Source organism: Metabacillus sp. cB07 (genome assembly GCF_016839225.1).
Taxonomy (GTDB): domain Bacteria; phylum Bacillota; class Bacilli; order Bacillales; family Bacillaceae; genus Bacillus_P; species Bacillus_P indicus.
The window spans coordinates 1637440-1652325 of sequence record NZ_CP069296.1 but is presented as its reverse complement, the minus strand read 5'-3'; the positions used below and the strand labels follow the sequence as shown (position 1 = coordinate 1652325).

Genomic DNA, 14886 nt, shown 5'->3' with positions numbered 1-14886 from the left:
CAATTTTGCAGCATTAGCTTGCAGAATGAGCCATTGGACGCAAAAAATGAGCCAGCCTAAATGGCTGACTCATTGCTGTTAACCTGCATCCAGCATTTTAAACTGTGACTTTACCAGTTCGAAATAAATCCCCTGATGTTTCATTAAAGCATCATGATTGCCCTGCTCCATAATGTTTCCGTGATCGAGGACGATGATGTTGTCTGCCTCGCGGATGGTTGACAGGCGATGGGCGATCATAATGGCGGTTCTGCCCTTCAGCAGCGTTTTCAGAGCCTGCTGAATTTTCATTTCAGACTCCGTGTCAATGCTTGCTGTTGCTTCATCAAGAATGAGAATTTTCGGATCTGCAAGAATGGCTCTTGCGAAAGAAAGAAGCTGGCGCTCACCGACAGATAGAACATTTCCCCGCTCTTCCACTTCTGTCGCGTAGCCGTTCGCCAAATCTTTTATAAATTCATCAGCTCCAACCGCTTCAGCTGCAGCAATGACCTCTTCATCTGATGCGGACGGTCTGCCGAACCTGATATTCTCCATAATCGTTCCGGAAAAAATAAACGTATCCTGGAGAACAACACTGATTTGCGAACGGAGACTTCCTATTGAAAGATCCTTGATGTTATAGCCGTCGATTTTCACTTCGCCTCCGGTAGCATCGTAGAACCTGCTGATCAGACTCGCAATCGTGGTTTTTCCTGAGCCGGTATGTCCGACAAGTGCTACAGTCTGGCCGGACTTGATTTCAAGAGAAACGCTGTTTAATGCCTTTCGGGTGCCGTCATAGGAAAATTCGACTCCATCAAATTCGATGTCTCCTTTCATATCCGGCAGGACAACCGGGTCATCCTTTTCAGATACAATCGGCTTTTCATCAAGAAATTCAAAAATCCGTTCAGAGGAAGCCATCCCCATCAGCAGCTGATTGTACACCTGACCGAGTCTTGAAATCGGCTCCCAGAACATGCCCAGATAAAAAGCAAAGGAAACAAATTCTCCGATTGTAATCGATTCATTTGCAATGAGAGAAGCGCCAAACCAAATCAAAATCGCTGTTCCGATCGCATTAGTCATTTCAACGAAAGGACGGAATACGGCATTCTTCTGGGTCGCATCCTGCCAGCTGCTGAAGTTCTCTGTGTTGATTCCATCAAAGAACTCGATGTTCTCTTTTTCCTGAGTATACGCCTGCGTCACGCGAATTCCCTGAATACTCTCGTTCAAATGCGAATTCAGCATTGATTGCTTAAGCCTTACTGTCTGCCAGGACCTTCTGATTTTTTTCCGCAGGCTTGTTGAGATAAAAAACATCACAGGCAGTATTATCATGATTGCAAGGGCAAGCGGCGGACTGATAGTAAAGAGAATAACGATAACGCCGATCAGAAGCAGGAAATCCATTAATAGATTGATAACCCCGCTAGTGAACAATTCCTGAAGAGAATTGATGTCATTCATAATCCTTACCAGAATCGACCCCGCCGACCTTGAGTCAAAGAAACGGTGGGAAAGGGACTGTACATGGGTAAACAAATGCTTGCGCAAATCATAGATCACGTTTTGCCCGAGCATATTCATCCATCTGATCCGGAGAGTATTCGCAACATAGGAAACGAGATACAGTCCGAAAATCGACCCGACAAGCACCCACAGCAGATCAAGGTCTTTTTGGACGATCGCTTTGTCGAGGGTATAGACGCCAATCAGAATCGGCACAATCAGCCTGACGATCGTTGTCAGAATGACCGTCAAAAAAGACAGGGGCAGAAGATTCTTTGAATAAGGCTTGATATAGCCCATCAGCCGCCCCATCTGCTTCCAGTTAAAAGGTTTTTCGATAATCTGGTCCGTTGAATAATAGAACCTCTGTTTAATCAAATTTTGTTTTTCATCCGTTTTCATGTTCCCACCTACCCTGCGTTTGACTGAACTACGGCTTGCTGGTCTTTGTACTGAATATCATAGATTCGTTTGTATGGGCCTTCAGCCTGAAGGAGCTGTTCATGCGTCCCTCTCTCTGCGACCCCGCCGTCTTCAAGGACGATAATTTCGTCTGCATGCTTTAGTGAAGAAATGCGGTGGGCAATGATGATCGTTGTACGGTCCTTCATCACCATTTTTAAATCCTTTTGAATCCTGAATTCTGTTTCCATGTCAACAGCACTCGTTGAGTCATCCAGAATCAGAATGCTCGGGTCAACACATATAGCGCGTGCTATCGAAATCCGCTGTTTTTGACCGCCTGACAGTCCCATTCCCCGCTCACCGAGCATCGTGTCGTACCCTTCAGGAAGCTCCATGATAAAATCATGCGCCTGTGCCCGTTTTGCCGCATTCACAATCTCATCCATCGTGGCATTCGGATTCCCGTAAGCTATATTAGATTTGATGGTCGTAGAAAAAAGGAATGATTCCTGGAGCACAACTCCAATGCTTCCCCGCAGTGTTTTAATCGTATGATCTTTAATATCTTTGCCGTCTAATAGGATCTGTCCCGAAGTGGCTTCGTAAAAACGTGTCATCAGCTGGGTGACCGTCGTCTTTCCTGATCCTGTCGCGCCTATCAGCCCGATTGTTTTCCCTGGAGGCGCATCAAACGACACATTTGTAAGGGCAGGAACATCTTCATCATTGTATGATAAGGAGACATTCTTGAACGTAACATGCCCTGACAGCTTTTCTCTGGAAAGCTGTTCATCCCTGTCCGTAATTTCTTCATCTGCTTCCAGAATTTCGAGCAGTCTTTCACCGGATGCCTTTGACTGTGAAAATAAGTTGATGACAAAGCCAAGGTTCATAATCGGCCACATGATGTACCAGACGAGACTGTAAAAGGCTACAAGTTCCCCAGGCTTAAGAGTGCCGTTTATCACCATATATCCTCCAAAACCCAATAGAGCAACAACGGAGATGTTTCCGATAAACTCCATAAGCGGAAAATATTTTGCCCAGACATCTGATGTATCCAAATATTTTTGACGATACTCGTTATTGGAGGAATTAAACTTTGAAATTTCAAAATCTTCTCTTGATAGTGATTTTACAGTATGAATGCCGCTGATGTTTTCCTGCACGTTCGTGTTCAGTTTTCCAAACGATTTCCTGATGCTTCTGAAAGCCGGATGAACCCGTTTGTCAAAACGGTAGACGGCAACTGCAAGAAACGGAAGCGCCGCAATCGTGACAAATGTGAGCGGCACAGAGTAATAGAACATGACGCAAAGACTGATGGCAATAAGAATAATGAAGCGGATAAGTTCAGCAATCCCGAATGAAAGAAAAAACCGGAATCCTTCTACATCTGCTGTGAGCCGTGACATCAAGTCGCCTGTTTTCGCATTATCATAGTAGCGGAACGGCAGCCTCTGCAGCTTCTCATAAAGTTCATTTCTTAATCTGTAGACAGATTTGATGCCGAACATGTCGCCAAGATACTGATGAAAGTATGTAGCAACTCCTTTGATCACCATTATTCCGACAAAGCCAAGGGCGATCCACGGCACAAGCGAAAATTGCTCTTTCAGCACCACATCGTCAATCGTAAACTGAAGGACCATTGGATACACAACAGTAATCCCCGTCATAATGAGCAAAAAAGCCATTGACCATAAAAAGTCATTTTTGTAAGGCATATAGAAGGCCTTAAGCTTCTTGAATGTTTCCACTTCTTATCCCTCCTCCGGCCTTAACCGTTTTCCTCAACTGTTTAAAATTTACAACGTATTACTTAATATATCGGGTTTCGAAATATATTTCTAGTCATTTTACTCAATTTTTTAAAAATTAATGCTAATTAATGAAACAGGTTTAAAACTTTATATTGAAACGCCTCCGTTCTAAGGCTTACATGAAAAAAACATGGATACACTCATCCATGTTTTCTCAACATTATCTATTCATATGCTTAATCTGCTCGTTCATGACTCCTGCTTCTGCAGCTGCTTTTTTGTCTTTTTCCATATCGCCAGGCGCATTGGCTTCCCCAATAATGTAACCGCAAAATTCCATGCCAACGAAATCAAAGATATATTGAAACTGCTGGATCAGCGGCAATGCCTTTATTTTCGGGGAGTCTCCGCCTGCAATGACTACATAGGCTTTTTTCCCTTTGACTGATTCTTTAAAAGATAATGTTTCATCCCGTAATGCCTGTGACCATCTGTCGAAAAAGTCTTTCATGGAACCAGACATTCCGTACCAGTACAGCGGTGTTGAGAAGACAACAGTGTCTGCCTTCAAAAAGGCGTCAATCACAGAATGAAAATCATCTTCGACCGGCTGAAAGCCCCCTTCCTCATGACGCTTATCTGCAATAGGCAGGATCGTCTTTTTACGGAGATGGATAGCCGTATGCTCTGTTCCCTCCAGCACCCAATCTGCCAATTTTTCTGAATTGCCGTTTTCCCGGCTGCTTCCGTAGATGGCTAAAATACTCATTCTGACACTTCCTCTTGATTTGTTTTCAGCTGTTTTGCTTTGTTTAGTATGTGCATGACACAATCTGATTTTGCAGATGCATAATCATTGCCGCTTTCCCACTCTTTTTCAGAGAGGACTATTTTGGTTTCTTCATAATAGTTAAGATCATCTGGATTCGCCCGAAGATGGTCACGGAACAAAAGATGATCCTCCCACCACTGATGAGTTACAGGCACAGCATGAATATGAGCGATTCTGTGCTCCCGGGAAACCGTCAGCCCCTCAACTTCAACAGGATTTGGATAGAGGTCAAGTACATCCTCCCTTACCCCAATAAAAAACCGCCGGAATGGCAGTGCCTGATCGTAAACTTTCTTGTATATGTACGGCTCTCCTGAAAGAGCTGAAACGACATCGGGCAAGTCTTCTTCATCTGGTACACCAATCAGAATATCGATAATCGGCTTGGCAGACAGACCTTCAACAGACGTGCTTCCGATATGTTCAATTTTAATATCCGCATTTTTAAAGCAGTTTTCAAGCTTTCTCTTATGCTGCTGGAACTGTATTTTCCAAGCCGGATTATATGCTGCAAGCTCAATTTTCATTTGCAGGACTCCTTCATTAAAATTAACCTTGACCATCGTACCATTTCCTGTAAGGTTTTTAAAAGTATTTTGCATGACTTCGCTGCGAACGAATTTTCTCCAAAGACGCCCACCCGGCAAAGCTTTTCCCTGCATATACTTTTTTTGTGCAGGCATTGATGAAATGCTTATCCCTGTTCAAGGAGATGTTACTATGGAAAATCAGCAGGAACTGCTTGATATGAATGATGTCAGAAGACCGTTTGGATTTGGCGGGTTTGGAAGACCTGGGTTTGGATTTGGAAGACCGGGATTTGGTTTCGGGAGACCGGGATTTGGTTTCGGGAGACCGGGATTTGGCTTTGGCAGACCAGGATTCGGTTTTGGATTCGGACGCCCGTTTGGCTTTGGCTTTGGCAGGCCGTTTGGATTTTATCCGTTTGGATTTGGTTTTCCATTCTTTGGAGGATTACTTGGAGGACTTGCGCTGAGCTCGCTCTACAATCCATATTATTACGGTTACGGATATCCTTATTACCCATATTACGGCTATTATTGAAAACGGGAAGAATTTCTCTTCCCGTTTCTTATTTTTTCCGGGCAAGAACCGATGAGCCCTTTTCTGCATATGGATAACGTAAAGATGAATAGAAGGTGAAGCAATGCCTACAGTTGTTAATCTCTACTGCTTAAAGGTTAACAGTATTTCCGGCAACGGATCCGTAACAATTGGGGAAGCGATTCACAACAGTCATACATCCAACAATAAATCTCAGGGACTTAACTCTTCTTACGGTGACACTTCCCCTGCAGAGGCATTAATGGAAAACGTTTATATTGATCCGGATGTAAATGATCAAACCGATATTGCCAACTCTGATCCTATCAGCATAGGTGTTCCGGCGCCGGTTCCTGTTCCTATACCAAATCCGCCTGTGAACGGGTTTCCATTTCCGGTGCCTGCAATGGCTGGTCCAGGTTCAAATATGGATTTACCTCCTGAGGTATACGTTCCGATTACTAAAAAGTAAGGAGTTAAAGATATGCCCTTTCAGATAAATGTGTTTAACTTTCAGGTCAACGGTGTTACCCAGAACGGGAATGTTGACTTGGGTCCTACTGTCCATAACAGTCATACCGCAAACAGCAAATTTTTTGGCGTTAATTTTTCTCTTGGCAATTTTTCTCCAACTTTTTCACAAATGAACACATGTACAATTGATCCGGACGTAAGCGATCAGGATCAAATCGCGAATCCCTCGATGCCGGTCGTCAGCCAGATATAAAAATGGGATTAAAGGAGGAGCTTTATGGATATTCACAAGGTTCAAAAATGGCTGGAATTTACGAATGCCAATCAGAAAAATGATTTCTGGCAGAATATTTTTGATCAGCAAAAGCCTGAACGGGTTTTTGAGGAAGACCATAAGCCCCTTTATGACCTGTATAAAAGCGATACTCATGTATGTGCAGTTATAGAGCTCCCCGGGGTTGGACGGGATGATGTCACCTTTGCACTTAAATCCAATATCGATTTGATTGTAAAAGGCCATAAAAGGGCTCTTTATCCTAAGGAAATGGAAGTTGAAATACATCGTTCCTACGGGGATTTCGAGTGGGTCATCCGGCTTCCTGAACCTGCCCACGCCAATCAAATCAGCCTCCATTTCGATCATGGTCTTGTTTATGCTGCCTACCCTGTTTCGAGAGCGGAACCCATTCAGCCAATAGAAGGTCACAACAATCTAACTTAAGTGTGTGATACTATGCTATTTTCTTATTTTAAAAGGAAACTGCTGGCAGACCTTAAAGATCAGACAATGATTGAACGGGATCAGCTGGTGAAAAAAATTGAATCTCTTGAAAACGAAATCGGCATTCTTGTTAAGCATTTGGCTAAAGAACAGGTGAAAGATGTTTGGCAGAATGAATCCCGTTCGATCATTATTGAGAACGTAACCATTGAAAACCTGAACATTGATCAGGCGGATCTCAGCAGCAATTTTGGGCAGCTTGGCATCAACGAATTGAGCGGCCAGCTGAACATCGGCACAACGTATCAATCAAAACTTTCGGATAAGATTCCGGAAAAAACGAACAGACTGTCCGGACATTCCGGGGAAGCAGGGCCGAAGACAACCATTCGAAAAAGGCGGGATGAATAGGAACCTGCGGAAAGTTCCTCATTCATTACATAATAGTAAAGCTGAAATCACGTTAGATTTCAGCTTTTGGCGTTAGTCATTTTCAATCACTTTCAGTACCTTTGCCGGATTTCCTCCGACAACTGTGTTTGCAGGCACGTCCTTTGTCACGACGGCACCGGAAGCAATCACGGCATTGTCGCCAATCGTTACGCCGGGATTGATGACAGCAGCTCCACCGATCCAAACATTGTTCCCAATGGTAACCGGCTTTCCAAACTCTTTGCCGCTGTTGCGTTCTTTCGCATTTAAAGGATGAGTTGCCGTATAGATGTGAACACCAGGTGCAAGCATGCAGTTGTCTCCGAATCTTACCTCGCATACATCCAGAATGACACAGTCAAAGTTGGCGAAAAAGTTTTCACCGACATGGATATTCGAGCCGTAATCACAGCGGAAGGTCGGCTCAATGTAGACATGGTCGCCAGTTGAACCTAAGAGCTCTTTCAGAAGGCTCACACGTTCAGGGTCTGTTTCAGTTGTTTCGTTAAAATGACGGACAAGTTTCCTTGCTCTGATTCGTTCCTCTGCGAGCGTTTTGTCTTGAGGGTCGTACATTTCTCCTGCCAGCATGATTTCTTTTTCCGTTCTCATAGTTGTCGCTCCTTCTGATTTTTAATACCTAAAATCTTACTCCTTTTTTCACGTTTTGTTAAGTGTTACAAAATAAAAAGCAGCACAGATTTCTCTGCACTGCTGGATGTATTTATGACAGGTCCGCTATGGCATTCAATTCAGAAATCAGTGTTTCTACAATGAATGCTGCATCCTCATCCTCGATATTCAGAGGCGGCGAGATGGCCAGCACGTTGTTGAAGCCTGCCACTGTTGCCCCGTTCTTTCCGATCAGCAGCCCTTTTTCCTTGCAGACAGCCATGACTTTATTGACAAGGCCGGCATTTAACGGGGCTTTTGTTTCTTTGTTTTCGACAAGCTCGACTCCAATAAGAAGACCTTTCCCTCTCACATTGCCGACCAGAGGATTTTTCTGCAGCCTTGACGTTAGTTCAGATTTTATTTTTGCGCCAAGCTCAGCCGACCGCTCGAACAACTTTTCTTTTTCAAAGATTTCAATGTTTTTAAGGGCCAGGGCACAGGCTGCAGGATTTCCTCCAAAGGTATTCACATGGCGGAAATAATCGTATTCCTCCGTCCCTTTAAAGGCTTCATAGATTTCTTTTTTCACAGCCGTCGCAGACAGAGGAAGATAGGCGCTCGTAATTCCCTTTGCCATGGTAATGATATCCGGCTTCACACCATAGTTCATGAAACCGAATGCTTTCCCGGTCCGGCCGAATCCGCAGATGACTTCATCCACAATCAGGAGTGCGCCATGCTTTTCACATGATTCCTTCACACCCTGCATGTACTGCTCAGGCGGCATCAGAATGCCGCCTCCGGTAATAATCGGCTCCATAATAACCGCAGCGACTGTCTCGCTGAGCTCCCACGTCATGGCCTGATCAACCGCCTGAACCGATTTAAGCTCGGCAGGCTTTATGCCTTCTTCTTCAGGAAAACGGTACTGATCGGGCGGCGCCACATGGATAAAGCCCGGAGCAAGCGGTTCGTATTTGTACTTCCTCTGCGCCTGCCCGGTTGCAGCCAGTGAACCAAGAGTGTTGCCGTGATAGGCTCTGTACCTTGAAATAATCTTATACCGCTCACTGCTTCCTGTCTGCTGATGGTATTGACGGGCTATTTTAAATGCTGTTTCATTCGCCTCAGATCCGCTGTTTGAAAAAAAGATGACATAGTCCCCGCCAAGCATGTCATTCAGTTTCTCTGAAAGCTCAATGGCAGGCAGATGACTCTGTGTCAGCGGAAAATAAGCAAGCTTCTTCAGCTGTTCATAGGCTGCTTCTGCAAGCTCTGTTCTTCCGTATCCTGCATTGACGCACCATAATCCGGCCATGGCATCAAGGTACCTCTTTCCGCCGGCATCTGTCACCCAAGCTCCCTTAGCCTCTTGTGCGATAATGGTTGCCTCGGGATTAAACGGCTTCATCGAATGCCACAGATGCGCTTCATCTTTTTGCAGGGCATCTTTTACATCTGTACTCTTTTGCATACTCATCCTCCCTGTCTGTTAAAAATCAAAACGGGATGTAATCATTTTTTTCCGCGTATAGAAGTTTACGCCGTCTTTTCCGTTAACATGTAGATCCCCGTAAAAAGAATCCTTCCAGCCAGAAAACGGGAAGAAGGCCATCGTCGCAGGCACCCCTACATTGATGCCGAGCATTCCGGCATCCGCTTCTTCTCTGAACGTGCGGATAGCCTGCGCATCCTTCGTATAAATGGTTGCACCGTTTCCATAACGGGATTTGCGGATATATTCAAGGGCCTCGTCAAGGTCTGATGCTCTAAGAACACTGAGTACCGGCGCAAAGATTTCTTCTTTTGCAAGGGTCATGTCCGGTGTGACTTCATCGAAGATCGTCGCACCTAGGAAATAGCCTTCTTTGTTGCCATCCATATCTCTCCGGCCATCCCTTACAAGCGCCGCACCCTCCTCCATGCCTTTTTCTATATAGCCGATCACTTTTTTCAAATGAGAATCACGAATAACCGGCGTCAGTAAAACCTCATCATCCAGGCCATTTCCCATCACAAGTTCATCCGCTTTTCGCTTAAGGATGTTCATGAACTCGGTTCCGTCTCCGACCGTGACAACAGCACTGCATGCCATGCACCTCTGGCCCGCGCTGCCGAATGCAGAACTGACAATATGCTGGGCTGCTTTTTCAAAGTCAGCGTCCGGCATGACGACATGATGATTTTTCGCTCCCGATAACGCCTGCACCCTCTTTCCATTAGCAGCAGCTTTTTCATAGACATATTTGGCGACAGGCTGTGAGCCGACAAATGAAATCGCTTTTATTTCCGGATGTGCGAGCAGGCCGTTAACCACATCGCGGCTTCCGTGAACAATGTTCAGCACACCGGCCGGAGCCCCCGCTTCCGTAAACATCTCCGCAAGTCTGTTTGACAGGAGCGGAGTCCGTTCTGAAGGCTTCAGCACAAAAGTATTTCCGCATGCTACTGCAAGAGGGAACATCCAAAGCGGCACCATCATCGGAAAATTAAAAGGCGTAATGCCTCCGACTGCCCCAAGCGGGTAACGGAACATTTCAGAGTCCATCTCTTCAGCAATGCCAGAAAGCGACTCGCCCATCATCAGACTTGGAGCCCCGGCAGCAAACTCCACACACTCAATTCCCCTTTGAACTTCCCCGTAAGCTTCTTTATATGCCTTGCCATTCTCTGAAACAATCAGTTTCGCAAGTTCCTCATGGTTTTTGGACAATAAGTGATGATAGGCAAAAAGAATCCTGGCCCGCTTTGGAACAGGCACGCGCTTCCAGGTCTTAAAAGCTTCTGCGGCTGCCATCGCAGCTGCATGCACATCCTCTTCAGTTGAGATCGGCACAGAAGCTATTTTCTTTCCTGTCGCAGGATTAATGACATCCTGCATCTCACTTCCAGCAGCACTCACCCATTTCCCGTTAATAAAATTCTTTATAACCGCTGCCTCATTAGCAACTGTCATTCTCATCCCTCCTGAATACTGAAAATTCTATAAACTCATTATCCCCCACAACACCCCCGCGTTCATTAGACACACTGTAAAACAAAAGAAAGGAAGAATGCTACATAGTGACAAGAAAAGCGGAATCGCTCGTTTAGCTCCGGGAGTCAGATAAGGAATTGGCGGTAAAGGCGCTTTTTGCCTTTGCCGACAGTTCCGTTCTGACAGAGGAGCTGAGCGATGGAGCTGGACAATGAGAAAAGCGGAATCAGCCGTTTAGCTCCGATAGGCAGAAAAGAAATTGACCAGAAAGGCCGGGTTTGCCTTTTTGGGCAATTTTGTTCTGACAGAGGAGCTGGCTGATGGAGCTGGACACAAGAAAAGCGGAGCCGACTGTTTAGGCCTGGCAGTCAGATAAGAAATCATCGGAAAAGTCCGGTTTTGACTTTTTCGGGGATTTTGTTCTGACAGAAGGACTAGGAGGCGCAGCTGGACACAAGAAAAGCGGAATCGCTCGTTTAGCTCCTGGAGTCAGATAAGGAAACGGCAAAAAGTCCTGTTTGCTTACCCTCACATATCGAATTTCAGTTTTGCAGGGTAAGAAACTCCCCTCCCTCACAGCAAAAAGAGCACCTCCGTATAGAAGTGCTCCTAATCTACTATTCAATTTTATGCTGCAGCGGGATGGTGCCTTCTGTATTTCGGACAAAATCATAGGCCATCAGCATAAACTCCAGGGCGAGGCGCTTGTCTGAATTCATGAAGTTCTCCCCAAGAAGAAGCTCAAGTTTTTCAATTCGGTGGTACAGGGTCTGCCTGACTATAAAGAGCTTTTTGGAGGTTTCCTGCTTCGACCCGCTGCAGGCAAGATAGGTTTTCAGCGTAATCAGCATATCACCGTTGTACTTGCGGTCGTATTCAAGAACGGGACCGAGGTATTCATTGATTGTCTCTTCTAGGTCACCGTGTTTTTTTAAAAGAGACATCATTCTGTACATATGAAGATCCTGATAAAAGCAGCTTTTCCCTTCTGCTGAGAGAGAGTCCTGAAGGGCCAGTGTTTCTTTGGCCGTCTGATAGCTGTATGGAATATTCCCCAGTCTGTCCGCAAATTTTCCCACACCGATTGTGAGGGAGGAGGCTCTCTGCCTCTCTGTTCCGCTTCCTGAATATATTCTTGAAATCGCACCGCTCATGCGGTCTTTCCAGTCCTGCCTGTTCCGTTTGTTTCCTGCAATGAAAATCAGGTGATGGCGCACTTCCACGGTAAACAGGTGAAAGCCGAATTGTTCAAAAACGGTTCTGAATAATAACTTAAAATACGTGCTGTCTGCATTTTGTGTCTGGCCTGCTGCATCAGGGGATAATTTGCAGATGCACACCGCGCCTCCGTTAAGCCTCAGCATGGGATCTTGAAAAGCAAGCTGCTCTTTGATCACTTCATCGGTATATTCCCCCTCAAGCCAGTTGGTCAGCCACTCACTTTCTTCTGCCATTTTTTTCTCTTTTACATAGAGATCCCTGAGCAAATGCTGGGCAAATGCATTTGCCGTTCGGTCTAATACGAGAAGATCAAATTCGTTCAGTTCTCTGCACTCGGTCCATATATGCAATTCTGCATACGTTTCGCCGAGTATTTGGACGGGCTGGCTGGCCGCCCCTGCTTTCTTTTCCTCACTTCTTAATGAAAAGAGCAATGCTTCCTTTTCGCTGCTGTCAGGTTCCGGGAAAAAATCGGTTTTATTCCCTCCGAGAGCAGCCGCCACCTGTACTTCCAGATAGGACTGCATAAATTTGAGGATTTGCTTGTAATCTTCAATTTCAAGAAGCATCTTGTTCAGCTGCTGAGAATAGGTTTCAAGTTCAGATAACAGTTGATATTGTTTATTGATGATGAGGGAATGCACATCTTGTGTAATTTCAACAAAAGGCACTTCGTGATGAAACAGAATGATGGGAAAATGGCGGGAATCTGCAAGTGCAATCACCTCTTCAGGTATGGTGTGGATATGGGTGCCGAGCTCAATGCACAGTCCGGCAGCCTGCCTGTCGATTAATTGCTGAAGAAAAGAAACAAGTTGTCCGGGATGATCCTTGAAACCAAGACCGGTAGTCAGAATCAGTTCATGACCATTTAAAAGATTGCTGATTTGTATCGATTCGACAATATGCACCCATTTCAGCTGCCGCCGCAGGCCATTTACTCCTGCGATGACTTCAGTCCGGGAAAAATGCTTTCGATTTAAAATCTCGTCAATCGTTATGTATGATTTCATCCGCACACCCCTTTTTTGATGTCGCTTCCTTTCATTATAAAAGAGGCACAGGGTGAACACTATACGTTTGTCAGCTTTTCTCACAAAAAAGATAGGACAAAATCTGCCCTATCCGCGTCGAACCATGTCAATTTTTAGCTTGTGCAATCAGCATGGCCGAAAAGTATTTTCGACCGTCAGCCGTTTTCACATGCATCTCCGCCTCAGTATCATCCTGATCTTTGAAGACAAGGAATGCTCCGCTCAGGTTTTCCGTAACGGAAGAAATCTTCCACCCTTTTCCGAGATAGTAATCCATTTTGTCCCGTTCAGCAAGATACTCCTGATAATCTGACATCCTTCTCCTCCTATTAAATATGTTCTGTTGGAGCAGCTGTGATTGCGATGTTCGGTTCATATTCCTCTTCAAGGTCAATGATCCAGTCGTTACCCGCAGTTATGCCAAGATACTTGGAATCATCCGGGTCATTGATCTCAGCCTGTGCATATTTTTTAAACCACCAGTATTTTGCAAGAAGATAGTAGCTTGCCCCTCCGGCTGCAAAACCTATGATAAAAGAGTAGTCTTTAAAGATTACTGCAGCTGCTCCCCCGGCAATCCAGGCAATGTAGCCCGCTGCATTGATGCCTTTATAGTATTTGTACTGCCCTTCAGCTTCGTAAAGATCTTTTACATTCACTCTCCGCTTTCTGAGAAGATAGTAGTCTGAAATTAAAATGCCGCAGATGGCAGAAAGAATGCCTCCGACAACGAGCAGAATTTCAATAATGACCCCAAACAGACTCCACGGCTGCACGACAATTCCGATTATGCCCGCAACCGCAACCCCTGCCCAAAAAGGAACTTTCGGACCGCCGACATTTGAAAAAATGGTCGCGGCCGGTATGAGGTTAGCGGACGTATTTGTCGACCACTGGGCCAGGACGATCATAATGAGCAATATGCCGAGAATGATGCCTGTTGCAGACTGCTGCAGGGCAACAACAGGATCATAGTTCGTCACAGCGATATAGGACACAGCACCAATGACGACCATAAACGTTTGAACAATTGGATAGGCGATCAGATTTCCTGCGATTTGGCTCCTGTTTCGCTTAAACCAATTACGCTCCATTTTAGGCGCCTTTACAAACCTGGAAAGGGAGGGCATATCTGCCGCAAGCGTTCCCCAAAATCCCATGTTCGCCATGATGACAACCATAAAAGCGGTGACAGCTGCCCCTCCGGCTGCCGGACTCTCTACCCACGACCAGACGCTTCTTCCCTGCGCAAGAGCCTGATCTGACAGCGTAAAATACATCCATCCGGAAATAAGAATAATAACGGGTGCCGCGAGATCTGCAAAGCGCTCGATCGCTTTCATGCCAAGAGCCGTGTTGACAACTTGCAAAATGGCAAAGATGAAAAAGCAGACCATCCAATTATCAAATCCAAATAAAGTTGCAAGAATCGCATTCATCGCGCTTGCTCCGAAAAACGTATTGACTCCAAACCAGCAGGAAGCCACAAATCCCCTCACTACAGACGGAATGTGTGTTCCAACCGTACCAAACGGCGCTCTCATGTAAACTGGAAAACTTAAACCGTGCTCAACACCAATGTCTCCTGTTAGCGTCATAATAAAACCAAGGGCAACGGATCCAACTATGGTGGCGGCCACGACCCATCCAAGCGGAAGAGACTGAACCCCGGAACCCCCAATGGCAAATGCAGCAAGAACAACAGCCATCCCTACCCAAATCAGGCCAAAACCAAGTGAACCAATGTTTTTCTTATGATGAGGAATCGGCAGCAAATCCGGAGATTTCAAATAACCTTTCGCCACAATACATGTCCCCTTCCGCATGAAACATTTAAATTTTCAAAGCCT

At 45.4% G+C, this 14886-nt stretch carries 14 protein-coding genes and 1 pseudogene; 5 read left to right on the top strand and 10 right to left on the bottom strand.

Going from position 1 to position 14886, the window contains the following annotated elements; all coding sequences use genetic code 11:
• Positions 1–78: 78 nt before the first annotated feature.
• The 4 genes from JOJ89_RS08260 to JOJ89_RS08245 all read right to left on the bottom strand — a co-directional run bounded on the left by JOJ89_RS08260 (position 79) and on the right by JOJ89_RS08245 (position 5024).
• Positions 79–1899, bottom strand: a complete 1821-nt coding sequence (locus JOJ89_RS08260) for an ABC transporter ATP-binding protein (protein ID WP_029285264.1) — start codon at positions 1897–1899, stop codon at positions 79–81.
• 8 nt (positions 1900–1907) lie between these two features.
• Complete coding sequence (locus tag JOJ89_RS08255) at positions 1908–3662, bottom strand: ABC transporter ATP-binding protein (RefSeq protein ID WP_029285266.1); 1755 nt, start codon at positions 3660–3662, stop codon at positions 1908–1910.
• 223 nt (positions 3663–3885) lie between these two features.
• A complete protein-coding gene (locus tag JOJ89_RS08250) occupies positions 3886–4428 on the bottom strand; it encodes a flavodoxin family protein (RefSeq protein WP_087946313.1) in 543 nt (180 codons plus the stop codon).
• A gap of 2 nt (positions 4429–4430) precedes the next feature.
• The gene (locus JOJ89_RS08245; protein ID WP_161781194.1) at positions 4431–5024 is read right to left on the bottom strand and encodes a GrpB family protein; all 594 of its coding nucleotides are present in this window, start codon (positions 5022–5024) and stop codon (positions 4431–4433) included.
• A gap of 220 nt (positions 5025–5244) precedes the next feature.
• Between JOJ89_RS08245 and JOJ89_RS08240 the strand changes: the two genes are divergently transcribed.
• The 5 genes and pseudogenes from JOJ89_RS08240 (at position 5245) to JOJ89_RS08220 (ending at position 7168) form a co-directional block, all read left to right on the top strand.
• Positions 5245–5562 carry a hypothetical protein gene (locus JOJ89_RS08240; protein WP_051865481.1) on the top strand — a complete coding sequence of 106 codons (318 nt, stop codon included), beginning with the start codon at positions 5245–5247 and terminating at the stop codon, positions 5560–5562.
• Positions 5563–5665: 103 nt separating this feature from the next.
• Positions 5666–5926 (top strand): annotated as a pseudogene (locus JOJ89_RS21130) (spore germination protein); the annotation flags it as partial.
• 120 nt (positions 5927–6046) lie between these two features.
• Positions 6047–6289 (top strand): spore germination protein, encoded by a 243-nt coding sequence (locus JOJ89_RS08230; RefSeq protein WP_029285275.1) that lies wholly within the window; start codon positions 6047–6049, stop codon positions 6287–6289.
• Positions 6290–6313: 24 nt separating this feature from the next.
• Positions 6314–6757, top strand: coding sequence for an Hsp20/alpha crystallin family protein (locus JOJ89_RS08225; protein WP_029285277.1), 444 nt, complete (start codon positions 6314–6316; stop codon positions 6755–6757).
• A 12-nt stretch (positions 6758–6769) separates the two neighbouring features.
• Entirely contained in the window at positions 6770–7168 is a 399-nt protein-coding gene (locus tag JOJ89_RS08220) for a hypothetical protein (RefSeq protein WP_051827067.1), read from the top strand.
• A 72-nt stretch (positions 7169–7240) separates the two neighbouring features.
• On the opposite strand, the gene JOJ89_RS08215 is transcribed toward JOJ89_RS08220, so the two are convergent.
• The 6 genes from JOJ89_RS08215 to JOJ89_RS08190 form a co-directional block, all read right to left on the bottom strand.
• Positions 7241–7801 (bottom strand): maltose acetyltransferase domain-containing protein, encoded by a 561-nt coding sequence (locus JOJ89_RS08215; RefSeq protein ID WP_029565511.1) that lies wholly within the window; start codon positions 7799–7801, stop codon positions 7241–7243.
• A 112-nt stretch (positions 7802–7913) separates the two neighbouring features.
• Complete coding sequence (locus JOJ89_RS08210; protein ID WP_029565510.1) at positions 7914–9278, bottom strand: aspartate aminotransferase family protein; 1365 nt, start codon at positions 9276–9278, stop codon at positions 7914–7916.
• A gap of 18 nt (positions 9279–9296) precedes the next feature.
• Entirely contained in the window at positions 9297–10760 is a 1464-nt protein-coding gene (locus JOJ89_RS08205) for a CoA-acylating methylmalonate-semialdehyde dehydrogenase (protein WP_029285285.1), read from the bottom strand.
• Between the two features lie 638 nt (positions 10761–11398).
• Positions 11399–13015, bottom strand: a complete 1617-nt coding sequence (locus JOJ89_RS08200; protein WP_203290083.1) for a PucR family transcriptional regulator — start codon at positions 13013–13015, stop codon at positions 11399–11401.
• 127 nt (positions 13016–13142) lie between these two features.
• Positions 13143–13352, bottom strand: a complete 210-nt coding sequence (locus JOJ89_RS08195) for a hypothetical protein (protein WP_029281518.1) — start codon at positions 13350–13352, stop codon at positions 13143–13145.
• Positions 13353–13365: 13 nt separating this feature from the next.
• Positions 13366–14841 (bottom strand): NCS1 family transporter, encoded by a 1476-nt coding sequence (locus JOJ89_RS08190; protein ID WP_234703366.1) that lies wholly within the window; start codon positions 14839–14841, stop codon positions 13366–13368.
• Positions 14842–14886 lie beyond the last annotated feature (45 nt).

What these genes read in the sequence shown, in the direction of transcription:
- JOJ89_RS08260 (WP_029285264.1), bottom strand. Translation starts at nt 1,899, where the DNA reads ATGAAAACGGATGAAAAACAAAATTTGATTAAACAGAGGTTCTATTAT.
- JOJ89_RS08245 (WP_161781194.1), bottom strand. Translation starts at nt 5,024, where the DNA reads ATGAAAATTGAGCTTGCAGCATATAATCCGGCTTGGAAAATACAGTTC.
- JOJ89_RS08240 (WP_051865481.1), top strand. Translation starts at nt 5,245, where the DNA reads ATGAATGATGTCAGAAGACCGTTTGGATTTGGCGGGTTTGGAAGACCT.
- JOJ89_RS08230 (WP_029285275.1), top strand. Translation starts at nt 6,047, where the DNA reads ATGCCCTTTCAGATAAATGTGTTTAACTTTCAGGTCAACGGTGTTACC.
- JOJ89_RS08225 (WP_029285277.1), top strand. Translation starts at nt 6,314, where the DNA reads ATGGATATTCACAAGGTTCAAAAATGGCTGGAATTTACGAATGCCAAT.
- JOJ89_RS08220 (WP_051827067.1), top strand. Translation starts at nt 6,770, where the DNA reads ATGCTATTTTCTTATTTTAAAAGGAAACTGCTGGCAGACCTTAAAGAT.
- JOJ89_RS08215 (WP_029565511.1), bottom strand. Translation starts at nt 7,801, where the DNA reads ATGAGAACGGAAAAAGAAATCATGCTGGCAGGAGAAATGTACGACCCT.
- JOJ89_RS08210 (WP_029565510.1), bottom strand. Translation starts at nt 9,278, where the DNA reads ATGCAAAAGAGTACAGATGTAAAAGATGCCCTGCAAAAAGATGAAGCG.
- JOJ89_RS08205 (WP_029285285.1), bottom strand. Translation starts at nt 10,760, where the DNA reads ATGACAGTTGCTAATGAGGCAGCGGTTATAAAGAATTTTATTAACGGG.
- JOJ89_RS08200 (WP_203290083.1), bottom strand. Translation starts at nt 13,015, where the DNA reads ATGAAATCATACATAACGATTGACGAGATTTTAAATCGAAAGCATTTT.
- JOJ89_RS08195 (WP_029281518.1), bottom strand. Translation starts at nt 13,352, where the DNA reads ATGTCAGATTATCAGGAGTATCTTGCTGAACGGGACAAAATGGATTAC.